The sequence below is a fragment of the Microbacterium sp. 67-17 genome, assembly GCF_001898325.1.
Lineage (GTDB): Bacteria > Actinomycetota > Actinomycetes > Actinomycetales > Microbacteriaceae > Microbacterium > Microbacterium schleiferi.
In genome coordinates this window covers 103,773-126,518 of the sequence record NZ_MKTR01000014.1, presented here as the reverse complement: position 1 = coordinate 126,518, position 22,746 = coordinate 103,773, and the positions used below count along the sequence as shown (strand labels likewise).

28 protein-coding genes are annotated in these 22,746 nt (G+C 66.0%); all 28 read right to left on the bottom strand.

What is annotated here, in order from left to right; translation table 11 throughout:
* Positions 1 to 63: 63 nt before the first annotated feature.
* On the bottom strand, positions 64 to 5,826 hold the full coding sequence (locus BGO47_RS06420; protein ID WP_292709685.1) for a lamin tail domain-containing protein: 5,763 nt from the start codon (positions 5,824 to 5,826) through the stop codon (positions 64 to 66).
* A gap of 233 nt (positions 5,827 to 6,059) precedes the next feature.
* Entirely contained in the window at positions 6,060 to 6,734 is a 675-nt protein-coding gene (locus BGO47_RS06415) for a thioredoxin domain-containing protein (protein WP_292709683.1), read from the bottom strand.
* Positions 6,735 to 6,801: 67 nt separating this feature from the next.
* A complete protein-coding gene (locus tag BGO47_RS06410) occupies positions 6,802 to 7,482 on the bottom strand; it encodes a thioredoxin domain-containing protein (protein ID WP_292709682.1) in 681 nt (226 codons plus the stop codon).
* Between the two features lie 50 nt (positions 7,483 to 7,532).
* Positions 7,533 to 8,360, bottom strand: coding sequence for a type I methionyl aminopeptidase (gene map, locus BGO47_RS06405; RefSeq protein ID WP_292709680.1), 828 nt, complete (start codon positions 8,358 to 8,360; stop codon positions 7,533 to 7,535).
* A gap of 24 nt (positions 8,361 to 8,384) precedes the next feature.
* Positions 8,385 to 8,990: an adenylate kinase gene (locus BGO47_RS06400; RefSeq protein ID WP_292709678.1), complete on the bottom strand. Its 606-nt coding sequence runs from the start codon at positions 8,988 to 8,990 to the stop codon at positions 8,385 to 8,387.
* The gene (gene secY, locus BGO47_RS06395) at positions 8,987 to 10,309 is read right to left on the bottom strand and encodes a preprotein translocase subunit SecY (RefSeq protein WP_292709676.1); all 1,323 of its coding nucleotides are present in this window, start codon (positions 10,307 to 10,309) and stop codon (positions 8,987 to 8,989) included. The genes BGO47_RS06400 and secY overlap by 4 nt, the downstream gene beginning before the upstream one ends.
* A gap of 100 nt (positions 10,310 to 10,409) precedes the next feature.
* Positions 10,410 to 11,105 carry a 50S ribosomal protein L15 gene (gene rplO, locus BGO47_RS06390; protein WP_292709674.1) on the bottom strand — a complete coding sequence of 232 codons (696 nt, stop codon included), beginning with the start codon at positions 11,103 to 11,105 and terminating at the stop codon, positions 10,410 to 10,412.
* Entirely contained in the window at positions 11,105 to 11,290 is a 186-nt protein-coding gene (gene rpmD, locus BGO47_RS06385; RefSeq protein WP_023954062.1) for a 50S ribosomal protein L30, read from the bottom strand. The genes rplO and rpmD overlap by 1 nt, the downstream gene beginning before the upstream one ends.
* Positions 11,290 to 11,997, bottom strand: coding sequence for a 30S ribosomal protein S5 (gene rpsE, locus BGO47_RS06380; RefSeq protein ID WP_292709667.1), 708 nt, complete (start codon positions 11,995 to 11,997; stop codon positions 11,290 to 11,292). Before rpsE ends, rpmD begins: the two co-directional genes overlap by 1 nt.
* Entirely contained in the window at positions 11,994 to 12,353 is a 360-nt protein-coding gene (gene rplR / locus BGO47_RS06375; RefSeq protein WP_228177314.1) for a 50S ribosomal protein L18, read from the bottom strand. The genes rpsE and rplR overlap by 4 nt, the downstream gene beginning before the upstream one ends.
* Positions 12,354 to 12,355: 2 nt before the next feature.
* Entirely contained in the window at positions 12,356 to 12,892 is a 537-nt protein-coding gene (gene rplF / locus BGO47_RS06370; RefSeq protein ID WP_292709666.1) for a 50S ribosomal protein L6, read from the bottom strand.
* 6 nt (positions 12,893 to 12,898) lie between these two features.
* Positions 12,899 to 13,297, bottom strand: a complete 399-nt coding sequence (gene rpsH, locus BGO47_RS06365) for a 30S ribosomal protein S8 (protein ID WP_292709664.1) — start codon at positions 13,295 to 13,297, stop codon at positions 12,899 to 12,901.
* A 96-nt stretch (positions 13,298 to 13,393) separates the two neighbouring features.
* Complete coding sequence (rplE, locus tag BGO47_RS06360; RefSeq protein ID WP_292709662.1) at positions 13,394 to 13,984, bottom strand: 50S ribosomal protein L5; 591 nt, start codon at positions 13,982 to 13,984, stop codon at positions 13,394 to 13,396.
* 2 nt (positions 13,985 to 13,986) lie between these two features.
* Positions 13,987 to 14,346, bottom strand: coding sequence for a 50S ribosomal protein L24 (gene rplX / locus BGO47_RS06355; protein ID WP_228177317.1), 360 nt, complete (start codon positions 14,344 to 14,346; stop codon positions 13,987 to 13,989).
* A gap of 2 nt (positions 14,347 to 14,348) precedes the next feature.
* The gene (gene rplN, locus BGO47_RS06350; protein WP_292709660.1) at positions 14,349 to 14,717 is read right to left on the bottom strand and encodes a 50S ribosomal protein L14; all 369 of its coding nucleotides are present in this window, start codon (positions 14,715 to 14,717) and stop codon (positions 14,349 to 14,351) included.
* A 4-nt stretch (positions 14,718 to 14,721) separates the two neighbouring features.
* Complete coding sequence (gene rpsQ, locus BGO47_RS06345) at positions 14,722 to 15,021, bottom strand: 30S ribosomal protein S17 (RefSeq protein WP_292709944.1); 300 nt, start codon at positions 15,019 to 15,021, stop codon at positions 14,722 to 14,724.
* A 104-nt stretch (positions 15,022 to 15,125) separates the two neighbouring features.
* Positions 15,126 to 15,437 (bottom strand): 50S ribosomal protein L29, encoded by a 312-nt coding sequence (gene rpmC, locus BGO47_RS06340; protein ID WP_228177320.1) that lies wholly within the window; start codon positions 15,435 to 15,437, stop codon positions 15,126 to 15,128.
* Positions 15,437 to 15,856: a 50S ribosomal protein L16 gene (gene rplP / locus BGO47_RS06335; RefSeq protein WP_292709658.1), complete on the bottom strand. Its 420-nt coding sequence runs from the start codon at positions 15,854 to 15,856 to the stop codon at positions 15,437 to 15,439. Before rplP ends, rpmC begins: the two co-directional genes overlap by 1 nt.
* A complete protein-coding gene (gene rpsC, locus BGO47_RS06330) occupies positions 15,856 to 16,626 on the bottom strand; it encodes a 30S ribosomal protein S3 (protein ID WP_292709656.1) in 771 nt (256 codons plus the stop codon). The genes rplP and rpsC overlap by 1 nt, the downstream gene beginning before the upstream one ends.
* Entirely contained in the window at positions 16,626 to 17,024 is a 399-nt protein-coding gene (rplV, locus tag BGO47_RS06325) for a 50S ribosomal protein L22 (protein ID WP_292709654.1), read from the bottom strand. Before rplV ends, rpsC begins: the two co-directional genes overlap by 1 nt.
* A gap of 25 nt (positions 17,025 to 17,049) precedes the next feature.
* Positions 17,050 to 17,331: a 30S ribosomal protein S19 gene (rpsS, locus tag BGO47_RS06320; RefSeq protein WP_018187348.1), complete on the bottom strand. Its 282-nt coding sequence runs from the start codon at positions 17,329 to 17,331 to the stop codon at positions 17,050 to 17,052.
* Between the two features lie 13 nt (positions 17,332 to 17,344).
* Positions 17,345 to 18,184, bottom strand: coding sequence for a 50S ribosomal protein L2 (gene rplB, locus BGO47_RS06315; protein ID WP_292709649.1), 840 nt, complete (start codon positions 18,182 to 18,184; stop codon positions 17,345 to 17,347).
* 24 nt (positions 18,185 to 18,208) lie between these two features.
* Positions 18,209 to 18,508, bottom strand: a complete 300-nt coding sequence (gene rplW, locus BGO47_RS06310) for a 50S ribosomal protein L23 (RefSeq protein ID WP_195692935.1) — start codon at positions 18,506 to 18,508, stop codon at positions 18,209 to 18,211.
* Positions 18,505 to 19,167, bottom strand: a complete 663-nt coding sequence (rplD, locus tag BGO47_RS06305) for a 50S ribosomal protein L4 (RefSeq protein ID WP_228177323.1) — start codon at positions 19,165 to 19,167, stop codon at positions 18,505 to 18,507. Before rplD ends, rplW begins: the two co-directional genes overlap by 4 nt.
* Positions 19,168 to 19,169: 2 nt before the next feature.
* Positions 19,170 to 19,829, bottom strand: a complete 660-nt coding sequence (gene rplC / locus BGO47_RS06300) for a 50S ribosomal protein L3 (RefSeq protein WP_292709644.1) — start codon at positions 19,827 to 19,829, stop codon at positions 19,170 to 19,172.
* 8 nt (positions 19,830 to 19,837) lie between these two features.
* Positions 19,838 to 20,146 (bottom strand): 30S ribosomal protein S10, encoded by a 309-nt coding sequence (gene rpsJ, locus BGO47_RS06295; RefSeq protein WP_013584016.1) that lies wholly within the window; start codon positions 20,144 to 20,146, stop codon positions 19,838 to 19,840.
* 442 nt (positions 20,147 to 20,588) lie between these two features.
* Positions 20,589 to 21,140 carry a hypothetical protein gene (locus BGO47_RS06290; protein WP_292709642.1) on the bottom strand — a complete coding sequence of 184 codons (552 nt, stop codon included), beginning with the start codon at positions 21,138 to 21,140 and terminating at the stop codon, positions 20,589 to 20,591.
* 292 nt (positions 21,141 to 21,432) lie between these two features.
* Positions 21,433 to 22,626, bottom strand: a complete 1,194-nt coding sequence (gene tuf / locus BGO47_RS06285; RefSeq protein ID WP_292709640.1) for an elongation factor Tu — start codon at positions 22,624 to 22,626, stop codon at positions 21,433 to 21,435.
* Positions 22,627 to 22,746: the final 120 nt, after the last annotated feature.

The window sequence follows — 22,746 nt, the reverse complement described above, 5'->3', positions numbered from 1 at the left end:
AAACACGACGCACCGCGCGAGACACAGTTCCTCCGCGCGGTGCGTCACGGCGAATACGGTGTCTCAGGCCTTCCGCTGGCGGGAACGGATGACGACAAGCGCCACACCGAGAAGGATCACTGCGGCAGCCCAGGGCAGCACGGGCATGCCGACGGACTCGGCCGTTCCGCCGGTCGCGGCGAGCGCCTCGACCTGGACGTACACCCAGCCGATCACCGTGCCTGCCGCGTCCGTGACCGCCAGGCGGTGTGCGCCGACCGGCAGATCCGCGGGGATCGTGAAGGTCGCGGTTCCCGCCGCGCTCACCACCGCCGTACCCAGGTAGGTCGGGGTCGAGAAGATCCAGCCCGCCACGGTCTGCCCCGCGTATTGGGCGCCGACCGTGATCGTCACCGTCTTCCCCTGCTCGAAGGTCGTCCCGCCCTGCGACTGGATCGCGCCCTGCGTCGTGGGGGTGAGCGCCGTCTCGGCCGGCGGAACCGGCGCGGCAGTCTCGCCCGGCGAGCTCCCGGTCTGCGTCGGAGTCGGGGTGGGCTCGAGCGAAGGCTCCGAGGTCGGGGTCGGCTCGACCACGCGGGGAACCGTGAGCGGGACCCGGATGGTCGTGCCGGACGGCTCCAGGTTGATCACCAGAGCTGTGCTGGCCGGGGCATCCTGCGGGACGGTGACGCTGGCTGTCATCGCGCCATCGGCCATCGTGACGGGGTCCAAGATCGCGGCGCTTCCCGCGATCGAAACCAGGGCGGTGGTGTTCGAAGGAGCACCGAGTGAGGTGAGGTTGACCCCCGAGATCGCGGCAGTGATGCTCTGACCGCGCTCAGCCGTCGCCGGCACGCCGCTGACCTGCGCACTGCGAGAGGCGTAGTCCGGCGACAGCGGGGAGTTCGCCGCGATGTAGTCGATCCACGCGTCGCGGTCGATGAGGCCCGAGTCGCGCGTTGCGCTGCCCTGCGCCAGTGTGTGGAAGTTGTCGCCACCCTGAATCAGGAAGCTGAACGATCCCACGCGATAGTCGCGACTCGGGTCGATGGGCTCGCCGTTGATCCAGATGCCGGTGATGCGATCCCCTTCGGCGCGCGCCGCGTCGTAGGTGTAGAACACGTTCCGCGACACACCCAACTGCAGGTAGGAGCGGGAGGGGACCTTGCCGGCCTTGTCTCGCTGCCACTGCTCCTCCAGCACCTTCTTGACCTGCGCGCCCGTGAGCGTCGTGGTCCAGAGGTTGTTGACGAACGGCAGGACGGCGTTGGCTTCGGCGTAGGTGATGACTCCGTCACCGTTGTAGAGCAACTCGTTGCGGAGCCCGCCCGGGTTGACCAGACCGATCTCCGCGCCGCCGCGGGAGGAGTCGGACAAACTCGCCACGAGCGAATCGGCGACGAGGTTGCCGAGCGTGGACTGCGCCGCACGGTTGTCGCGAGTACCTCCGCTCCACACGCCGCCCACGTAGGAACCCCCGGTGAATGCCGTCGTGATGTCCGACGTCACCGAGCCCACGGTGCGGCCACCGACGACCGCGGCATTGGCAAGTGCGTCATCCACGATCTGCTTGACCACCGCGACACGGGGGAAGGCAGCCACCAGGCTCGTGCCGGAGGACGTGGTCCGCGGGACGTTGCGAGCGTCGTAGGAGCGCACCGCCCCCGTAGCCGGGTCGACCCACAGTCGCACCTGGCCGAGGTTCGCGCCGTACGACCCCGTCTGCAGCACCGGGCGGGTCCCGCCGCCAGGCAGCGGCGCGTCCCACGCGTACTCCTTGTGCGTGTGCCCGGTGAAGATGACGTCCACCGACGGGGCGGTCTCGGTAACGATCCGCCCGAACGCGCCTCCCGCCGCGATCTCCTGCTCGAGGGTGGCACCCTCAGCGACACCGTCAGCCGAGCCCTCGTGGTACTCGGCGATGATGACATCGGCCTCGCCGTTGCTCGGGTCTCCGTCGCTCAGCTGCGCAGCCACGCGGTTCACCGCCTCGACGGGGTCACCGAAGTCGAGGCCCGCGATGCCCCCGGGAGAGACCAGTGACGGGGTCTCCTGCGTGACCGTGCCGATGACTCCCACGGTCAGGCCCGCCGTCTCGACGAGGGCGTACTCCTGCAATACGGGGGTCTTCGTGCCCGCCGTGTAGACGTTCGCGCCAAGGTAGGGGAACTGGGCAGCAGGATCCACCCGGTCGCGCAGATCCGCGAATCCTCGGTCGAACTCGTGGTTGCCGACCGCGGAGGCGGCAAGACCGAGCGCGTTCAGCACATCGATCGTGGGTCGGTCCTCCGCCGTGGCCGAGGCGAACAGGGAAGCACCGATGTTGTCTCCCGCCGAGAGCAACAGGGTGTTCTCGGCTCCCGCGATCGACCTCAGCTGCTCGATCGTGCCGGCCACGGCGACGGTGTTCTCATCGATCCGGCCGTGGAAGTCGTTGATGTTCAGCAGGTTCAGCAGCACGGCATCCCCGCTGTCGCGGTAGGTGTTGCAGTACATCGCACCCTCGCGGAAGGCAATACCGCCTGCGGCGTTGTCATCGGCGTAGAACACCGGAGCGATTCCCGCGCTGCAGGTTCCGATGGCAAAGCCCTCGTTCCCCACACCCGTGGGCATGCCCGAGGGCTGCGCGTAGGCGGCCACGGTCTGGAAGGTTCCCGCGGCCGAGCCTGCAGAGGCGATGCGCATCGCGTGGATCTCGCCCGAGCACGCGTCGTCGCAGACCGCGTAGAGCATGCCGGATGCCGCGTCGTATGTGACATCGGCAACGACGGCGAGCTTCGGGTCGATCGTGGCGATCAGACTCGCCTGACCACCGGGGAGCAACGCCACGGCGTAGATGCGCGCGGTGCCTTCCACCCCGACGAAGAACAGACCGTCGCCGTGCCCCGCATAGGCGGCGGGGTCGTAAGCGCCGCCGACCTTCTCATCACGGAAGCCCTGCGCCACGAGTGTCGCGTCAGGAATCCAGGTGATGCCCTCGAGCCCGCCGTTGGCCGGAAGGGTCGGGAGGAGGGACGCGAGATTCCACTCGCTCATGGCCACCAGTTCGGTCCCGAACGCCGCCGCATCGAAGCGCAGCACGGAGGGTCGGCTCACGCTACTGGCAGTGTTGTCGCGCTCGGAGGCGACATACACGCCGCTCGCTGCGCTGCCGCCGACGAGAGTCACGCCCTCGGCATCCACGGCGCCCGCGCCGCCCGGGTAGCGCAGCGTCTTGCCTGCCTTCCAGTCGCCGGTTGCGGGACGGACCCACTGCTTGGCGGTGCTGTTCCATTCGAGCTTGTCGAGAGTTCCCGTGCCGTTGTTCACGGCCCACAGCGTCCCGCGTCCCGAGCCGGTGGCCTCGTAGGCCAACCCGCTCATGTCCTGACCGTAGGCGGCCGGGGCCGACACGGCATCCACGCCGACGTTGCCCGGCCAGCGCCCGAGGGCCGCGTACCCGACGCAGTCGTTGGCCGCACCCTTCGTCACGCGCTGGGCTGTGTCGAAGTTCCCTCTGCCGTCGGGGCACCGCGCGTACGACGTCGCAGCATGCGCGGTCCAGCTGTAGCTGTCGAGCAGCGTCGCGCCGTCCGCGGCGAACAGGCGCGCAGCATCCGGAGCACCCAGCCCGAACCCGCCCTGCACGTCAACATCGATGGCCAGATAGGAACCGGGCGCCAGCGTCGTGCCCGCGGGGATCACGACAGCGCTGGTGTCCTTGTCGTCGCGGAGCACGTAGCCCGAGACATCCACGGGCGATGCGCCAATGTTGGTCAGCTCGATCCAGTCGACCGGGGCCGCATCTTTGGAGTCGATCTCGTTGATGCGCACGGGCGAGCAGTCATTGCGCGCACCCTTTGTCACCGAGTAGGTCAGACCGAATTCGCCAGTACCGTCCGGGCAGCGCCCGTAGGTGACCCCCGCGTGCGTGGCCCAACTGTAGCTGGAGACCAGGGTCGTACCGTTCGGCAGGTACAGGCGCGCAGAGTCGGCTCCGCCGAGCCCGAATCCGCCGGCGCCTGCCTCGGTGAGCACCACGAGGTAGCCCTGCGCGGGGATCGTGGTTCCTGCCTCGATGACGTGCGTGTGGGTGTCGTCGTTGTCGCGCACGATCCAGCCGCTCACATCGATGGCGGAAGCGCCGGTGTTGAACAGTTCGACCCAGTCACCCGGGTCACCGCCACTGGACTCGACCTCGTTGATGACGACATCCTGGTACCCGGCCGGAGGCGGGCAGTCGTTCGCTGATCCCCGCGTGGCCGTCGCGGTCTGTCCGAACGCTCCCGCGCCATCCGGGCACCGACCCCAGGTCTGGGTCGCGTGCGCACTCCAGGTGGTGCTGTCGATGAGGGTCGTCCCGTCGGCGGCGAACAGACGCGCACTGTCGGCCGAGCCGAGGCCGGTCACATCGATCGCGAAATATCCTCCGGCGGCGATGGTCGTGCCGGCGGGGATCGTGACGTTGTTGGCGGTGCCGTTGTCGGCGAGCACCAGACCGCCAGCGTCAATCGCCTGGCGGGTGGGGTTGAACAGCTCGACCCAGTCCGAGCCGTCGCCGTTGGATTCGACCTCGTTGAGCACGAGCTTGTCGACCGGGTTCCCCGTGGGGCAGTCGTTGGCAGCTCCCGGGGTCGCGACGGCCGAGAGCGAGAAGGTGCCGGTGGCGTCGGGGCACCGCGCCCAGGACGGCGTCGCGTGGGCTCCCGCGGGCCAGGTGGTCTCGCTGATGAGCGTCTTGCCGTCGGCAAGGTAGAGGTGGAACTGATCGCCCTTGCCGAGGCCGAAAGTGAAGTGGGTGTTCTGCGACAGCACCAGGTACCCGCCCGCCGGCACGATAGAGCCTGCCGGAAGCACATCGGTGCGGGTCTGGTCATCGTCGACCCGCCACCCCGAGACATCCACGTCGCTCGCGCCCGCGTTGTAGAGCTCGACCCAGTCCGACGGGTCCGAGGAGACCTCGGTGATGGTGACCTTGTCGGCACCGGCGGGGAGCGGGCAGCTATTGGCTGCGCCCTTGGTGGATGCCGCCGTCGTGACGAATGCTCCCGAGCCGTCCGGGCAGCGACCGTAGGTGGTCGAGGCATGAGCAGTCCAGGTGTAGCTGTCGATGAGGGTCGTGCCGTCGGCGGCAAACAGGCGTGCCGAGTCCTTGTCGCCCAGCCCGAACTTCGCACTCCCCAGCTCCGCGGCATCCACGACGAGGGCAGCGAAGCCCTTACCGGGGATCGTCGTGCCGGTGGGGATGACGAAGGCATGAGTGTCGTCGTTGTCCTTGATGACCAGTCCGCCGACATCGACGGTGGTGTCGGAGGTGTTGGTGAGCTCGACCCAGTCAGCCGGGTCGCCTCCGCTGGATTCGACCTCATTGATCCGCACGACATCGGCGGGGTTCACGGTGCACAGGTTCTGCTCGCCCGGCGTCTGCGCTGCGGTCTTGCCGAACGCGCCCTGCCCGTCGGGGCACCGACCCCACGAGGTCGTGGGGTGAGCGGCGTAGGTCATGGAGTCGACCTCGGTGCCATCGGGGGTTGCCAGGTGGAACTCGTCGCCGTTACCCAGCCCGAAGGTGAAGTGTGTGTCCTGCGACAGCACGAGGTACCCGCCTGCGGGCACGACCGTGTTCTGCGGCAGCGCTTCGCCCGCCGAGGAGTTGTCGCGCACCTTCCACCCCGAGAGGTCAGCGGCCTCGGTGCCGGGGTTGTAGAGCTCGACCCAGTCCTTGGCCTTCGAGGGATCGTTGGACTGCAGCTCGTTGATCACCACCGGCGGAGCCTGCACCGGCTCGGCAGAGGCAACCGCAGGGACGGCGACGGCGAACGAGAGCCCGAGGATCACGGACAGGGCGGCGGCAAGGCGTCGGCGCATGGCGAGTACTCCTGCGGATCGGTGCAAGGGATGGTGCGCCGAACTCGCTGCCGGTGTCTCGGAGGGGTGGCGCCCCGCCAGCCTCACCGCCGAAGGCAACGCAGAGGTGAACGGATCCAGAACCCCGAGTAGTCGCCGAGAGTCGCCCCGCCGAACCGGCGCATCGCCTGCCAGAAGCGAAGGATGCCCCCGCGGATCCACGTCCGGGGGGGCATCGTTCGCGCCGACGAGTGTTAGCTCAGCCGGTCGACGATGTCGACGTTCACGTCGCCGGTGAGGGCGATGTACTCGCCGTTGATCACCAGCGTCGGTGTTCCCTGCCCGCCCTGCGGGCTCACCGGAATCTCCCGCGTCTGTGCGTCGACGAAATCGACGTACGTGCGCTGGGTGACGCACTCGTCGATCCCCGTCACCCCGGAATCGGCCGCGAGGGCTATGAGTTGCTCATCCGTCCATCCTGAACCGGTGACATCAGCTGTCAGGAGCGTCTGGGTGAACGCGAAGGCAGCATCGGTGTCCTGCGTCGCGACGCAGTAGAGCGCGCTGGCCGACCGCTTCGAGAAGTCGGTACCGGATGCCGCATTCAGGCCCGACAGGGCGACAGGATGCAGGTTCAGGGTGATGTCTCCCGAAGTGACGAGCTCGTCGAGAGTCGGGCCGTAGATGTCTTCGAAGTCCTGGCAGTGAGGGCAGTAGAAGTCGAACCAGACGTCGACCTCGTCAGCGCCCTCGCCGACCACGATCGCGCCGGTCGAGGAGTTGATGCCCGGCCCCTCCGGTGCAGCACCCGGAGCGGCCGCGGTGTTGTTCATCCACACCACCAGGGCACCCACCAGAACCAGTGCCGCAACCACGGCGACGCTGATCCAGATGGCGAAATAGCTGTTCTTCTTTGCGGGAGCTGCCATGGTGTCTTCCTCCGGGTGCTATGTGTGGCCGTTGCTGCGGCCGTTCGGCTGGGTGGGCCGGTCGCGCTCAGTTCAGGCGAGCGACAATGTCGGTCTGCGGATCGTAGGTCACGGTTACGTACTCTCCGTTGACGACGAGCGCAGGCGTGCTCGCCCCGCCCGTGGCAGGGTTCGTCGGGAGGTTCTGGGTCATCGTCGTCGCGAAGTCCATGTAGGTGCCATCGCTGATGCACGCGCTGGAGTTGGTGGCCCCCGCGCCTTCGGCGATCGCGACGATTTCGTCGTCGGTCAGTCCTGGCGAGGACTCGGCCGGCTGCTGGGCGTACATGGCGGTTATGAAGTCCAGCAGTGCATCGGGGTCCGACTCGGCAACGCAGTAGGCCGCGCTTGCCGACCTGGTGGAGAATTTGGTGCCCTGCGATGCCCGGTCGAGGATCGAGACGGGGTGGACGTTCAGCGTGATCGACCCGTCATCGATGAGTTGCTGGATGGTCTCACCCTCGGTCTGTTCGAACTGGTTGCAATAGGGGCACATGAAGTCGACGTAGGTGTCTACGCTGTTCGCCCCGTCGCCGACTGCGATCCCACCGGTCTCGGTGTTGATGTTCGCGGCAGCCGGAACAGGCCCTGGTGCCGATGCCGTGTTGTTCATCCACACCACGAGAGCTCCGACCAGGACGAGCGCCGCCACAACCGCGACGCTGACCCAGATGGCGAACGAATTGCTCGACTTCGTGGTTGCTGCCATGTTTGCTTCCTTCGGATGGGGTGTCCGTCGGGCCTGCCAGCGTGCGCCGCTCAGGCCCCGGCGATCGGTTGCGGGGTGACACCGAACGGAGCGAGCTCCGCGGCGCCGCCATCGGGCGCCGTCAGCACCCAGATACCACCATCGTGCACGGCAACGCTATGTTCCCAATGTGAGCCGTCTGTGCCGTCGTCGGTCGAAACTGTCCAGTCGTCATCCTCGACGAACGTCGCTTGATCGCCGGCGACGACCATGGGCTCGATGGCCAGCACAAGACCCGGTCGCACCTCGGCCCCCGGGTCGCTCGTGCGGTAGTTGAACACCGGCGGCGCCTCGTGCATCTTCCGACCGATCCCGTGCCCGATATAGTCCCGAAGAATGCCGTACCCGCCTTCGGGCGCGTGATCTTCGACATAGCTCTCGATCGCCGCTCCCACCTCACCGACGTGCGACGCCTTCGCGAGGGCAGCGACGCCGGCCCAGAGCGATCCGCGCGTGACATCCGAGAGCTGCTGGCGTGCCGCCACGAGCTCTGGCCGATCGGGGTCTGCCAAGACGACGGTGAACGCGGAGTCCCCGTTCCAGCCGTGATACTCGGCTCCGGCATCAACCGAGAGGATGTCACCCGGCTGCAGGACATACCCGCCTGGAATGCCGTGCACAACCTGCTCGTTCACCGACGCGCATACCGTATGCCGATAGCCGCGCACGAGCTGGAAGTTCGAACGCGCGCCTCGACCGGTGATCACCGCGGATGCCGCGGCATCCAGCTCGAGCGTCGTGACCCCCGGCGCGGCGAGCTCGCGAACCGCATCCAGGGCAGCGGCAGTGATCAGCCCCGGCTCGACCATCGCTCGCAACTGAGCGGGGGTCTTGTACATCGATCGACGCAGCACGACGCCCGGTCAGCCGGTGATGCCGCGCGCAGCAAGGGCGGCGGCGATACGGTCAGCGATCTCGTCGAGCGAGCCGACGCCGTCGATCGCGTCGACGATCCCCCGCTCGCGGTACACGTCCAGGATGGGCGCGGTCTCACGCTCGTAGATGGCAAGCCGGTTGGCGATGACCTCTTCGGTGTCATCGGTCCGCCCCTGCTCGATGGCACGCTGGCTCAGGCGCGCGATCGACTCATCGCGCGGAACAGAGAGCTCGATGACGGCGTCCAGTGCCTGGCCGCGGCCCTCGAGGAACGCATCGAGGTCACCGACCTGACCGAGGTTGCGGGGATAGCCGTCCAGCAAGAAGCCATTGCTCGCGTCATCCTGCGTGAGGCGATCCCGCACGATCTCGCTCGTGAGGGAATCGGGCACGAGATCGCCAGCTTCGATGATCGCCTTGACCTGCTGACCGAGCGGCGTTCCGGCGCTCACGTTGGCGCGGAACACGTCTCCGGTCGAGATCACGGGGATCGAGAGCGCTTCGCCCAGGCGAACCCCTTGCGTGCCTTTACCCGAGCCCTGCGGCCCGACGATCAGCAGGCGAGCGGAGGGAAGGTCGGCGGAGCGCGTCATCGGAGAAGCCCTTCGTAGTGTCGCTGCTGCAGCTGTGCGTCGATCTGCTTCACGGTCTCAAGGCCCACGCCGACGATGATCAGGATGGAGGCCCCGCCGAACGGGAAGTTCTGGTTCGCCCCGACCAGCGCCAGCGCGAACAGCGGAAGCAGAGCGATCAGACCCAGGTACATCGAGCCGGGAAGAGTGATGCGGGTGAGCACGTAGTCGAGGTATTCGGCAGTCGGGCGGCCAGCACGGATGCCGGGAATGAACCCGCCGTACTTCTTCATGTTGTCGGCGACCTCGACCGGGTTGAAGGTGATCGCGACGTAGAAGTAGGTGAAGCCGACGATGAGCAGGAAATACACGATCATGTAGATCGGGCTGTCACCGTTGGTGAGGTTGTTGCTGATCCACACGACCCACGGAGCTGCCGTCTCCCCCGCCGCAGGCTGGTTGAACTGCGCGATGAGCGCCGGGATGTACAGCAACGACGAGGCGAAGATGACGGGCACGACGCCGGCCATGTTGACCTTGATCGGAATGTAGGTGTTGGTTCCGCCGTAGGTGCGACGACCCACCATCCGCTTCGCGTACTGCACCGGGATGCGGCGCTGGGATTGCTCGACGAACACCACGAGCCCGACCACCACGATCCCGACAGCGACGACGAGCAAGAAGGTCTCGAAACCACGCGACTGCCAGATCGCCCAGAGCGAGGCGGGGAAGGCGGCGGCGATCGAGGTGAAGATCAGGATCGACATCCCGTTGCCGATACCGCGCTCGGTAACGAGCTCGGCGAACCACATGATGAGGCCAGTACCGGCTGTCATCGTGATGATCATGAGCAACTGCGCCCACCACGCGTCGTTGGTGAGCAGCTGCTGGCACTCGGGCACGCTTGACGTGCCGAACAGCTGACCGCTGCGGGCAACGGTGACCAGCGTCGTGGACTGCAGGAGCGCGAGCGCGATCGTCAGGTAGCGGGTGTACTGCGTGAGCTTCGCCTGCCCCGCCTGGCCCTCCTTGTAGAGCGCCTCGAAGTGAGGGATGACCACGCGCAACAGCTGCACGATGATCGTCGCAGTGATGTAGGGCATGACGCCCAGGGCGAAGATCGACAGCTGGAGCAGAGCCCCACCGGAGAACAAGTTGACGAGAGCAAGCAGACCCTCAGTGCCAGTCGACTCCCGAAGACACTGCTGCACGTTCGGGAAGTCCACGAACGGTGTGGGCACGTGCGCGCCGAAGCGATACAAGGCGATGATGGCCAGGGTGAACCCGATCTTGCGACGAAGGTCGGGAGTGCGGAACACCCGCGCGATGGCGCTGAACAAGAGGATTCCTCCAAGGGGGATGCCGACACGCTCGGGCGCGCCAACGTCCAGGCTAACCGAAAGAGGGGCCGGAGATCTCTCCGGCCCCTCTTTCCAGGTACTACTTCGCCGAGGCGGCGGTCGCTACGGACCCGCCGGCAGCGATGATCTTCTGCTCGGCCGAACCCGAAACCTTGTCGACGGTCACGGTGAGCTTGACCGAGATGTCGCCGTCACCGAGGACCTTGACCTTCTCGTTCTTGCGAACTGCGCCCTTGGCCACGAGGTCACCGACGGTGACCTCTCCACCCTTCGGGTAGAGCTCGGCCAGCGTCGAAAGGTTCACGACCTGGTACTCCACGCGGAACGGGTTCTTGAAACCACGGAGCTTCGGGGTGCGCATGTGCAGCGGCATCTGCCCACCCTCGAAACCGACCTTGACCTGGTAGCGGGCCTTCGTGCCCTTGGTACCGCGGCCCGCGGTCTTACCCTTCGAGCCTTCACCGCGGCCGACTCGGGTCTTCGCCGTGTTGGCGCCGGGAACCGGACGAAGGTGGTGCACCTTCAGCACACCGGGACGGGTCGCGGGTGCGACATCCTTCTTTGCCGCCGCCTTGGCCGGAGCCTTCTTGGCGGGCGCTGCCTTCTCTGCCGGGGCGTCGCTGTCAGCAGCCGCCTTGGCCGGAGCCTTGCGCGCGGGTGCCTTCTTCTCAGCGGGCGCGTCGGCAGCAGCCTTGGCCGGAGCCTTGCGGGCCGGGGCCTTCTTGGGCGCCGCGGCTACTGCTTCTGCAGCCTCGACGTTCTCGTTGTCTGCCATTAGTCGATCTCCTCAACCTTCACGAGGTGAGCGACGGTCTTGACGTAACCGCGCGTCTGCGCGTCGTCGGGACGGACGACCGAGTCGCCGATCCGCTTGAGACCGAGCGAGCGCAGCGTGTCACGCTGGTTCTGCTTCTCGCTCACCTTGGACTTGACCTGGGTCACCTTCAGCCGAGCAGCCATCAGGCACCTACCTTCTGTGCGGCCGTAGCCTCAGCTTCGGCACGGACGAGACGAGCCGGAGCGACCTGGTCGAAGTCAAGACCACGACGAGCGGCAACCGAACGCGGCTCCTCGAGCTGCTGGAGCGCCTCCACGGTCGCGTGCACGATGTTGATCGTGTTCGACGAGCCGAGCGACTTCGACAGAACGTCATGGATGCCGGCGCACTCGAGCACCGCACGCACCGGACCGCCGGCGATAACACCGGTACCGGCAGCTGCGGGACGCAGGAGCACCACACCGGCTGCCGCCTCACCCTGCACGGGGTGGGGGATGGTGGAGCCGGAGCGCGGGACGCGGAAGAAGTTGCGCTTGGCCTCTTCGACACCCTTCGAGATCGCCAGCGGGACCTCACGGGCCTTGCCGTAGCCAACGCCGACCACACCGTTGCCGTCACCGACGACCACGAGGGCGGTGAAGCTGAACCGACGTCCACCCTTCACGACCTTCGAGACACGGTTGATGGTGACGACACGCTCCAGGAACTGGTTGTCGCCACGGTCACGCGAGTTGCGGTCCCGGTTGGGGTTGCGCTCGCGGCTGCCGCGGCGCGGCTCACGCTCGCGCTCGGTCGTCGCGGCGCCCTCGGCCGCGGTGGCCTCGGCAACCGGCTCGGTGCCCTCGGCAGTGGTCACGTCGTTCTCCACGGGGTTGTTGTTCTCGCTCACAGGTTCAGACCTCCTTCGCGGGCGCCGTCGGCGATCGCCGCGACACGTCCCGCGTAGCGGTTGCCGCCACGGTCGAACACGACGTCGGCGACGCCGGCTGCCTTCGCACGCTCGGCGACGAGCTCGCCGACCTTGCGGGCCTTGGCGGTCTTGTCACCGTCGAACGACCGCAGGTCGGTTTCGAGGGTGGATGCCGAGGCCAGCGTGTGGCCCTTGCTGTCGTCGACGACCTGCACGAATACGTGACGGGCAGAGCGGGTGACGACCAGGCGCGGACGCTCGGTGGTGCCGACGACCTTCTTGCGAAGACGGGTGTGGCGACGCGCGCGGGCGTCGGACTTCGTCTTGACGCTCATGGTTACTTACCAGCCTTTCCGGCCTTGCGACGCACGACCTCGCCGGCGTAGCGGATGCCCTTGCCCTTGTACGGCTCCGGCTTGCGAATCTTTCGGATGTTGGCAGCAACCTCACCGACGGCCTGCTTGTCGATACCACTCACGGTGACCTTGTTGTTGCCCTCGACCGTGAAGCTGATGCCGTTGGGCGGGTCGACGAGCACGGGGTGCGAGAAGCCGAGAGCGAACTCGATCGAGCTGCCCTTCTGCGCAACGCGGTACCCGGTGCCGACAACCTCGAGGCCCTTGGTGTAGCCCTGGGTCACGCCGATGATGTTGTTGTTGATCAGGGTGCGGGTCAGGCCATGCAGCGAACGCGATTCGCGCTCGTCGTCGGGACGGGTGACAAGCACCTGCCCCTCTTCGATGGTGACCTCGATGGGGCGCGCGACGGTCAGCGAGAGCTCACCCTTCGGGCCCTTGACGGCGACATCCTGGCCCTCGACCGTGATGGTCACGCCAGCGGGGATGTCGATAGGAAGACGTCCAATACGCGACATGTCAGATCACCACACGTAGGCGAGGACTTCCCCACCCACGCCCTTCTGCTCGGCCTGACGGTCGGTGAGAAGACCGGAGGAGGTGGACAGGATCGCGACACCGAGTCCGCCGAGAACCGTGGGGATCTCGGTCGACTTTGCGTAGACGCGAAGACCGGGCTTCGACACGCGCTTGATGCCCGCGATCGAACGCTCCCGGTTCGGGCCGTACTTGAGGGTCATGGTCAGGGTCTGGCCCACGCGGGCATCCTCGACCGACCAGTCCGAGATGTAACCCTCTTGCTTGAGGATGTCGGCGATATGCGTCTTGAGCTTGGAGCTCGGCAGCGACACGGAGTCGTGGTGCGCCGAGTTCGCGTTGCGCAGCCGGGTCAGCATGTCTGCGACCGGGTCTGTCATGGTCATGGGGTTCTTCTTTCGTTCACCAGGTTTCGACGCCCGTTACGCGGACGCCGACCTGTGGTGGTGATGCCCCGGAGGTCCCGGGACATCAGAGGTGGATCAGGCCTGCTGCTCGGTGCCCCGGAACGGGAAGCCGAGGTGACGCAGGAGGGCGCGACCTTCGGCATCCGTCTTCGCCGACGTCACGATCGTGATGTCGAACCCGCGGACGCGGTCGATCTTGTCCTGGTTGATCTCGTGGAAGATCGACTGCTCCTGCACACCGAAGGTGTAGTTGCCGTTGCCGTCGAACTGCTTGTCCGACAGTCCGCGGAAGTCGCGGATACGGGGCAGCGCGAGGCTCACCAGGCGATCGATGAACTCCCAGGCGCGGTCACCACGAAGGGTGACGTGCGCGCCGATGGCCTGTCCCTCACGCAGCTTGAACTGCGCGATCGACTTGCGAGCCTTCGTGACGACCGGCTTCTGACCGGTGATCTTGGTGAGGTCGTCGACCGCACCATCGATCACCTTGCTGTCGCGAGCTGCCTCACCGACACCGGTGTTCACGACGACCTTCACGAGGCCGGGGATCTGCATGACGTTCGCGTAACCGAACTCGTCCTGCAGCGCCTTCTTGATCTCGCCGTTGTACTTCTGCTTGAGGCGAGGCTGGATTTTGCCAGTCTCGACGGCAGTTGCAGTGCTCATGTTCAGAGGTCCTTGCCTGACTTCTTTGCGTACCGCACGCGAACCGTGCGCTTCACGCCGTCCTTGACCTGCTCCTCGACACGGTGACCGACACGGGTCGGCTTCTTCGTCTCGGGGTCCACGACCTGGACGTTGGAGATGTGGATGGGCGCCTCGATGGTCTCGAGACCGCCGGTCTTCGTTCCGCGCTGGGTCTGACCGACGCGGACGTGCTTGGTGACGTAGTTCACGCCCTCGACGATCACGCGGTCCTGCTCGACGAGGACCTCGAGGACCTTGCCCTGCTTACCGCGGTCGCCGCCGCGCTCGGGCGTGGGGCCCGAGATGACCTGAACCAGGTCACCCTTCTTGATGTTCGCCATGATCAAATGACCTCCGGGGCCAGCGAGACGATCTTCATGAACTTCTTGTCGCGAAGCTCACGGCCCACCGGGCCGAAGATGCGGGTGCCGCGGGGCTCCCCGTCGTTCTTCAGGATGACGGCGGCGTTCTCGTCGAACTTGATGTAGGAACCGTCGGGACGGCGGGTCTGCTTGACCGTACGCACCACGACAGCCTTGACGACATCGCCCTTCTTGACGTTGCCGCCGGGGATCGCGTCCTTGACGGTTGCCACGATGATGTCGCCCAGACCGGCGTACCGACGGTTGGAGCCGCCCAGCACACGAATGGTCAGCAGCTCCTTCGCGCCCGTGTTGTCCGCCACCTTGAGGCGGGATTCGTTCTGAATCATGAGATCACTTCGCCTTCTCGAGGATCTCGACCAGACGCCAGCGCTTGGTAGCGCTCAGCGGACGGGTCTCGTTGATGACGACGAGGTCGCCGATGCCGGCGGTGTTCGCCTCGTCGTGCGCCTTGACCTTCGAGGTGCGACGGATGACCTTGCCGTAGAGCGGGTGCTTCACGCGGTCCTCGACCTCGACCACGATCGTCTTGTCCATCTTGTCCGAGACGACGTAGCCACGGCGGGTCTTGCGGTAGCCACGGGCGTTCGGGTCGCGAACGTCGTGCTCGGAGTGCTCGTGTCCGGCCTCGATCGGGGTCTCGACGACAGCCTCTTCGGCTGCAGCCTTGGCGGGAGCCTTCTTGGCCGGAGCCTTCTTGGCGGGCGCCTTCTCAGTGGTCTTGTCAGTGGTGGCCATCACTCAGCCTCTTCCTTGGCGGCGGCGTCGTCATCCGACTTCGCTGCCTTCGTCTTGCGCGCCTTGGTCGCCTTCTCGACGGGAGCGGGCGTGGCACGAATGCCGAGCTCGCGCTCGCGGATGACGGTGTACAGCCGCGCGATGTCGCGCTTGACCGCACGGATGCGGCCGTGGCTGTCAAGCTGGCCGGTGGCCGACTGGAAGCGCAGGTTGAACAGCTCTTCCTTGGCCTTGCGCAGCTCCTCGACCAGGCGCTGGTCTTCGAACGTGTCCAGCTCGCTCGGGGCGAGCGTCTTGGTGCCGATCGCCATTACGCGTCGCCCTCCTCGCGCTTGATGATGCGTGCCTTCAGAGGCAGCTTGTGGATGGCACGGGTCAGGGCTTCACGAGCGAGCTGCTCGTTGACGCCGGCGACCTCGAACAGGACGCGACCCGGCTTGACGTTTGCGACCCACCACTCCGGCGAACCCTTACCGGAACCCATGCGGGTTTCGGCGGGCTTCTTGGTCAGCGGACGGTCGGGATAGATGTTGATCCACACCTTTCCACCACGCTTGATGTGACGGGTCATCGCGATACGAGCTGACTCGATCTGACGGTTGGTCACGTAGGCGGGGGTGATCGCCTGGATGCCGAACTCACCGAACGACACCTTGGTGCCACCGGTAGCCTGGCCATCACGACCCGGGTGGTGCTGCTTGCGGTACTTGACCTTGCGGGGAATGAGCATTATGCCGACGCTCCTTCTGCGACCGGGGCCTCAGCGGCGCGGTTGTCACGGCGGGGACCACGACGGTCGTCGCGACGGTCGCCACGCTCACGGGCCGGCTTCATGTTCGCCTGCTCGCGGGCCAGTTCCTTGTTGGTGAGGTCGCCCTTGTAGATCCAGACCTTCACGCCGATGCGGCCGAAGGTGGTCTTGGCCTCATAGAAGCCGTAGTCGATGTTCGCGCGCAGGGTGTGCAGCGGCACACGGCCTTCGCGGTAGAACTCCGACCGGCTCATCTCGGCGCCGCCGAGGCGGCCCGAAACCTGAATCCGAACGCCCTTGGCGCCAGCACGCTGCGCGCCCTGCAGGCCCTTACGCATTGCGCGACGGAAGGCGACACGGGCAGACAGCTGCTCGGCGATGCCCTGCGCAACCAGCTGCGCGTCTGCCTCGGGGTTCTTGACCTCGAGGATGTTCAGCTGGATCTGCTTGCCGGTGAGCTTCTCGAGGTCGGCGCGGATGCGCTCAGCCTCGGCGCCGCGGCGACCGATCACGATGCCCGGGCGGGCGGTGTGGATGTCGACGCGAACGCGGTCACGCGTGCGCTCGATCTCGATGTTGCTGACACCGGCGCGGTCGAGCTGCGTCTTGAGCAGACGACGGATCTTGATGTCCTCGGCCACATAGTCCGCATAGCGCTGACCCGGCTTGGTCGAGTCCGAGAACCACCGCGACACGTGGTCGGTGGTGATGCCCAGGCGGAAGCCGTACGGGTTGACTTTCTGTCCCATTACTTGCTCGCCTTCTTGGTCTTGGCAGCGGGCGCCGTCTCAGCGACCTCGGGCGTTGCGAGAACGACCGTGATGTGGCTGGTGCGCTTCTTGATCTGGAATGCACGACCCTGCGCGCGCGGCTGGAACCGCTTGAGCGTCGTTCCCTCATCGACGTACGCGTTCTTGACGAACAGCGCACCCTCGTCGAAGTAGGTTCCCTCGTTGTCGGCCTTCACGCGAGCGTTGGCGATAGCCGATGCGACCAGCTTGTAGATCGGCTCGCTCGCACCCTGCGGCGCGAACTTCAGGATCGCGAGGGCCTCTTCGGCCTGCTTGCCCTTGATGAGCGCGACGACACGACGAGCCTTCTGAGGGGTCACGCGGATGTGTCGCACGCGTGCGATGGACTCCACCATTTCTCTCTCCTCTTGCGCCACCGCGTCAGCGGCGGCGGCCCTTCTTGTCGTCCTTCTCGTGGCCGCGGAAGGTGCGGGTGGGCGCGAACTCGCCCAGCTTGTGGCCGACCATGGTCTCGCTCACGAACACAGGGATGTGCTTGCGACCGTCGTGCACGGCGATCGTGTGGCCGAGCATGGCCGGGATGATCATCGAGCGGCGCGACCAGGTCTTGATGACGTTCTTGGTCCCGGCTTCGTTCTGGGAGACGACCTTGCGAAGCAGGTGCTCGTCGACGAAGGGGCCCTTCTTGAGACTGCGTGGCATCTTCTGTTCCTACCTACTTGCGCTTCTTGCCGGCCGTGCGGCGGCGGACGATGAGCTTGTCGCTTTCCTTGTTGGCGTGGCGCGTACGGCCCTCCGCCTGACCCCACGGGCTCACGGGGTGACGACCACCGGAGGTCTTGCCCTCACCACCACCGTGGGGGTGGTCGACCGGGTTCATCGCGACACCGCGGACGGTCGGGCGGACGCCCTTCCAGCGCTTGCGGCCAGCCTTGCCCCAGTTGATGTTCGACTGCTCGGCGTTGCCGACCTCGCCGATCGTGGCACGGCAGCGCGCATCGACGTTGCGGATCTCACCCGACGGCAGACGAAGCTGCGCGTAGGGGCCATCCTTGGCGACGAGGCGAACCGCTGCACCTGCCGAGCGGGCCATCTTGGCACCGCCACCGGGACGCAGCTCGATGGCGTGCACAACGGTACCGGTGGGGATGTTACGCAGCGGCAGGTTATTGCCGGGCTTGATGTCGGCCGAGGGGCCCGACTCCACGATGTCGCCCTGCTGCAGCTTGTTCGGCGCGAGGATGTAACGCTTCTCACCGTCGACATAGTGCAGCAGCGCGATGCGCGCGGTGCGGTTGGGGTCGTACTCGATGTGCGCGACCTTGGCGTTGATGCCGTCCTTGTCGTTACGACGGAAGTCGATCACACGGTACTGACGCTTGTGTCCGCCACCGATGTGACGCGTCGTGATGCGGCCCTGGTTGTTGCGGCCACCGGTCTTGGCGATGGGGCGAAGGAGCGACTTCTCGGGCGTCGATCGGGTGATCTCAGCGAAGTCCGCCACCGACGAGCCGCGGCGACCGGGGGTCGTGGGCTTGTACTTGCGAATTGCCATGTCTCTAGTCCTCTATCCCGACTGTCAGCCGACGGCCGTGAAGATGTCGATGGAGCCCGACTTCAGCGTGACGATGGCGCGCTTGGTGTCCTTGCGCTTGCCCATGCCGAAGCGGGTGCGACGGGCCTTGCCGACGCGGTTGATCGTGTTGACCGAGGCCACCTTGACGCCGAAGATCTTCTCGATCGCGAGCTTGATCTCGGTCTTGGTCGCACGCGGGTCCACGAGGAAGGTGTACTTGCCCTCGTCGATGAGCGAGTAGCTCTTCTCGGAGACGACCGGCTTCAGGATGATGTCGCGCGGGTCCTTGTTGACAGCGGTCATGCGGAGACCTCCTGGGTGGAGACGGTCTTCGACGCGACGAACGCGTCGTAGGCAGCCTTGGTGAAGACGATGTCGTCCGAGACGAGGACGTCGTAGGCGTTGAGCTGGTCAACGTAGAGCACGTGCACGTAAGCGAGGTTACGAACGCTGAGGATGCTCGTCTCGTCGTCGCGCGTGACGACCACGAGCACGTTCTTCGCCGGGGCGAGGTTGCCGAGGACGGCAACAGCAGCCTTCGTGGACGGAGCTCCCTCGATGCCGAACGAGTCGACGATGTGCAGGCGGTCGCCACGAGCACGGTCGCTCAGCGCACCGAGAAGCGCGGCGGCGATCATCTTCTTGGGCGTGCGCTGTCCGTAGTCGCGGGGCTTGGGCCCGTGGACGATGCCACCACCGGTCATGTGAGGCGCGCGGATCGAACCCTGACGGGCGTTACCGGTGCCCTTCTGCTTGAACGGCTTGCGGCCAGCACCCGAGACCTCACCACGGCGCTTGGTCGAGTGAGTACCCTGGCGAGCCGCGGCGCGCTGCGCCACGACGACCTGGTGAATGAGCGGGATGTTCGTCTTGACGTCGAACAGGGCGGCGGGCAGCTCAACCGAGCCGGCCTTCTTGCCGTCAGCCTTGTGGACGTCGAGCGCGAGAGTCGAGTCAGCCATGATCAGGCACCCTTCACTGCGTTGCGGACGTAGACGATGCGACCACGCGCGCCGGGAACGGCGCCCTTGACGAGCAGCAGCCCCTTCTCGGCGTCGACCGCGTGGACGGTGAGGTTCAGCACGGTGACGCGCTCGCCACCCATGCGACCTGCCATCCGCATGCCCTTGAACACGCGGCTGGGGGTCGAGGAGGCACCGATCGAACCGGGCTTGCGGTGGTTACGGTGCGCACCGTGCGAAGCCGACACACCCTTGAAGTTGTGGCGCTTCATGACACCCGCGGTGCCCTTGCCCTTGCTGGTGCCGACGACGTCGACCAGTTGACCGGCCTCGAACACGCCGTCGACGGTGAGCTCCTGACCGAGTGAGTAGTCAGCAGCATCGGCCGTGCGCACCTCGGTGAGGTGGCGGCGCGGGGTGACGCCGGCGGCCTCGAAGTGGGCCGAGAGCGGCTTGTTCACCTTGCGGGGGTCGATCTGGCCGTAGGCGATCTGAACGGCGTTGTAGCCGTCCTTCTCGGGGGTGCGGACCTGGGTGACCACGTTGGGGGCCACTTCGATCACGGTGACGGGAACGAGCTTGCCGTTCTCGTCCCAAACCTGGGTCATGCCGAGCTTGGTGCCCAGCAGTCCCTTCGAAATCTTGGAGTTGATGTCAGCCATGTCGAACCTCAGAGCTTGATCTCGATGTTGACGTCGGCCGGCAGGTCAAGGCGCATCAGCGAGTCGACGGCCTTGGGCGTCGGGTCGATGATGTCGATCAGACGCTTGTGGGTGCGCATCTCGAAGTGCTCGCGACTGTCCTTGTACTTGTGGGGCGACCGGATGACGCACACGACGTTCTTCTCGGTCGGAAGCGGCACGGGTCCAACGACCGTCGCGCCCGCTCGGGTCACGGTGTCGACGATCTTGCGCGCCGAGCTGTCAAGCCCCGCGTGGTCGTACGACTTCAGGCGAATGCGGATCTTCTGTCCCGCCATTGTCTGCTCACTCTCTTTTCTCGCGTCTTACCTCTGGACCCCGATCGGTTCGGGGCACGGGCATTGGACGCACCGTGGCGCTTGCGCGCCGTGGCACTTCACTCCGCATAGTGCGGATGCTGCACCGCTGTTCTGATGTCAACCCGGACACTCGCGCATCCGGTCCCGCACGACACGCACGCGTGTCACCCTGACAAGCAGGGATGCTGTGTGGGAAACGTGTTCTGCTGCCCGCGGCCTAGATTCTGCGCTTTCGCGCGTTCTATGCACTGCCCTGGCAGTGATCCAGGCGCACAACGGTGCGCCTTGGAATGTGGAACCTGAACAGTCTACGTGCATCCCGGGCGTGTCGCAAACTCGCACCGGGATTGATCCGCTGCGCCGCTACATGATGAAGGCCCCCGCCGAAGCGGGGGCCTTCATTGAGGTTGTGCGGTCGCGCTCAGGCGTCCTGGCGTTCGCGGCGCGCCGCGAAGACCGTAACGAGCACACCGCCGAGCAGCAGCACGCCGCCGCCGATCCAGACCCCGAGCATCGATGTCGCATCGAACCCGGTGTCGGAGAGGCCGCCGCCACCGGCAGACGACCCGACAACGAACTGCGTCGTCTGGTTGGTGTAGCCCGGTGCGGTTGCGGTCACGGTGTAGGTGCCGCTCGCGTTGGATGGCAGCACGACCCCTGCCGAGTTGGCGACACCCGAACCGTTGGCCGAGTACGGTCCGAAGACCGGCGAGGTCGACGAAACGAACTTCACCATGGCCAGCGTGATGCCGGCGCCGTTCTCGCCAGTGACGGTGAAGCTCACCGGAGTGCCGGAAGCGTATCCACCAGCAGTGAGTGTGATTGCGCCGCCCGGCGTGAAGGAACCGGAGGCGGTGATACCGGCTGTCGGACCGGAAGGGGTGTAGCCAGCGGCGGAGGCGGCCGCGGGTGCAGCGATGACCGCAGCAACCGCGATGGCTACCGCAGCAATCTTGGTACGTAGGCTCTTCATAGTGTCTCCCCGACGTAGAAAAAGTCTGTTATGTGTATGCCGACCAGCGGCGTGGGGGGCGTTGTGCGCGGAGGTCAACGCTGCCTGGAACAGCCCTCGTCCTCCCCGAGTTGCTCCCAGGCTACCCACAGTTTTGTGAATACCACAATCGGGGCCGCGAATCGGGACGCAATGTTCACCGATTCGAAACAAAGACCCCTCTCAACGCACAATCCCCGAAACGGGGGGTTTCCGACACGACGAAGGGGCCGCCCGCGCGACGCGGACGACCCCTCTCGACAGGTGCCGAAGATTACTTCAGGATCTTCGTGACCGTGCCGGCGCCGACGGTGCGGCCACCCTCACGGATCGCGAAGCCGAGGCCCTCTTCCATGGCGATCGGCTGGATCAGCTCGACAGTCATGTCAGTGGTGTCACCGGGCATGACCATCTCGGTGCCCTCGGGGAGGGTGATCACGCCGGTCACGTCGGTGGTGCGGAAGTAGAACTGCGGGCGGTAGTTCGTGAAGAACGGGTTGTGACGGCCACCCTCGTCCTTGGACAGGATGTACGCGGTGCCCTCGAAGTTGGTGTGAGGGGTAACCGAACCGGGCTTCACGACGACCTGGCCGCGCTCCACGTCCTCGCGCTTGGTGCCGCGAAGAAGCAGACCACAGTTCTCGCCGGCCCACGCCTCGTCGAGCTGCTTGTGGAACATCTCGATACCGGTGACCGTGGTCTTCTGCGTCGGGCGGATGCCGACGATCTCGACCTCGGAGTTGATCGCGAGCGTGCCACGCTCGGCGCGGCCGGTGACGACGGTGCCACGACCGGTGATCGTGAAGACATCCTCGATGGGCATGAGGAACGGCTTGTCCTTGTCACGCACCGGGTCGGGGATCGACTCGTCGACGGCGTTCATGAGCTCGACGATGGACTCGGTCCACTTCTCGTCGCCCTCGAGAGCCTTCAGGCCCGAGACGCGAACGACGGGGGCGTTGTCGCCATCGAAGTCCTGGCTCGAGAGCAGCTCGCGAACCTCGAGCTCGACGAGCTCCAGGATCTCCTCGTCGTCGACCATGTCTGCCTTGTTCAGCGCGACCAGCAGGTAGGGAACACCAACCTGCTTGGCGAGCAGAACGTGCTCACGGGTCTGAGCCATCGGGCCGTCGGTGGCGGCGACCACGAGGATCGCGCCGTCCATCTGGGCAGCACCGGTGATCATGTTCTTGATGTAGTCGGCGTGACCCGGGGCGTCAACGTGTGCGTAGTGACGCTTGGGGGTCTCGTACTCAACGTGCGAGATGTTGATCGTGATACCGCGCTGACGCTCCTCGGGAGCCGAGTCGATCGACGCGAAGTCACGCTGCACGTTGGTGGCCGACGGGTACTTGTCGGCGAGCACCTTCGAGATCGCCGCGGTGAGCGTCGTCTTGCCGTGGTCAACGTGACCGATCGTTCCGATGTTCACGTGCGGCTTGGTCCGCTCGAACTTGGCCTTAGCCACTGGGTCCTCCTCAGGACGGTCATGTAGAAGCTCCGGGCGCTGGATTGCGACCGGCACTCTACGGGGATGTCTCTCAGTCTAGGCGAGAGGGTGTGTGTGTTTCTGGTGTGAAGTTGTAAC

Coding starts and splice junctions, on each gene's coding strand:
- BGO47_RS06420 (WP_292709685.1), bottom strand. CDS start 5,826: ATGCGCCGACGCCTTGCCGCCGCCCTGTCCGTGATCCTCGGGCTCTCG.
- BGO47_RS06415 (WP_292709683.1), bottom strand. CDS start 6,734: ATGGCAGCTCCCGCAAAGAAGAACAGCTATTTCGCCATCTGGATCAGC.
- BGO47_RS06410 (WP_292709682.1), bottom strand. CDS start 7,482: ATGGCAGCAACCACGAAGTCGAGCAATTCGTTCGCCATCTGGGTCAGC.
- map (WP_292709680.1), bottom strand. CDS start 8,360: ATGTACAAGACCCCCGCTCAGTTGCGAGCGATGGTCGAGCCGGGGCTG.
- BGO47_RS06400 (WP_292709678.1), bottom strand. CDS start 8,990: ATGACGCGCTCCGCCGACCTTCCCTCCGCTCGCCTGCTGATCGTCGGG.
- rplO (WP_292709674.1), bottom strand. CDS start 11,105: ATGGCAGACAACGAGAACGTCGAGGCTGCAGAAGCAGTAGCCGCGGCG.
- rpmD (WP_023954062.1), bottom strand. CDS start 11,290: ATGGCTGCTCGGCTGAAGGTGACCCAGGTCAAGTCCAAGGTGAGCGAG.
- rplR (WP_228177314.1), bottom strand. CDS start 12,353: ATGAGCGTCAAGACGAAGTCCGACGCCCGCGCGCGTCGCCACACCCGT.
- rplF (WP_292709666.1), bottom strand. CDS start 12,892: ATGTCGCGTATTGGACGTCTTCCTATCGACATCCCCGCTGGCGTGACC.
- rpsH (WP_292709664.1), bottom strand. CDS start 13,297: ATGACCATGACAGACCCGGTCGCAGACATGCTGACCCGGCTGCGCAAC.
- rplE (WP_292709662.1), bottom strand. CDS start 13,984: ATGAGCACTGCAACTGCCGTCGAGACTGGCAAAATCCAGCCTCGCCTC.
- rplX (WP_228177317.1), bottom strand. CDS start 14,346: ATGGCGAACATCAAGAAGGGTGACCTGGTTCAGGTCATCTCGGGCCCC.
- rplN (WP_292709660.1), bottom strand. CDS start 14,717: ATGATTCAGAACGAATCCCGCCTCAAGGTGGCGGACAACACGGGCGCG.
- rpmC (WP_228177320.1), bottom strand. CDS start 15,437: ATGGCGATCGGCACCAAGACGCTCGCCCCGAGCGAGCTGGACACGTTC.
- rplP (WP_292709658.1), bottom strand. CDS start 15,856: ATGCTCATTCCCCGCAAGGTCAAGTACCGCAAGCAGCACCACCCGGGT.
- rpsC (WP_292709656.1), bottom strand. CDS start 16,626: ATGGGACAGAAAGTCAACCCGTACGGCTTCCGCCTGGGCATCACCACC.
- rplV (WP_292709654.1), bottom strand. CDS start 17,024: ATGGTGGAGTCCATCGCACGCGTGCGACACATCCGCGTGACCCCTCAG.
- rpsS (WP_018187348.1), bottom strand. CDS start 17,331: ATGCCACGCAGTCTCAAGAAGGGCCCCTTCGTCGACGAGCACCTGCTT.
- rplB (WP_292709649.1), bottom strand. CDS start 18,184: ATGGCAATTCGCAAGTACAAGCCCACGACCCCCGGTCGCCGCGGCTCG.
- rplW (WP_195692935.1), bottom strand. CDS start 18,508: ATGACCGCTGTCAACAAGGACCCGCGCGACATCATCCTGAAGCCGGTC.
- rplD (WP_228177323.1), bottom strand. CDS start 19,167: ATGGCTGACTCGACTCTCGCGCTCGACGTCCACAAGGCTGACGGCAAG.
- rplC (WP_292709644.1), bottom strand. CDS start 19,829: ATGGCTGACATCAACTCCAAGATTTCGAAGGGACTGCTGGGCACCAAG.
- rpsJ (WP_013584016.1), bottom strand. CDS start 20,146: ATGGCGGGACAGAAGATCCGCATTCGCCTGAAGTCGTACGACCACGCG.
- BGO47_RS06290 (WP_292709642.1), bottom strand. CDS start 21,140: ATGAAGAGCCTACGTACCAAGATTGCTGCGGTAGCCATCGCGGTTGCT.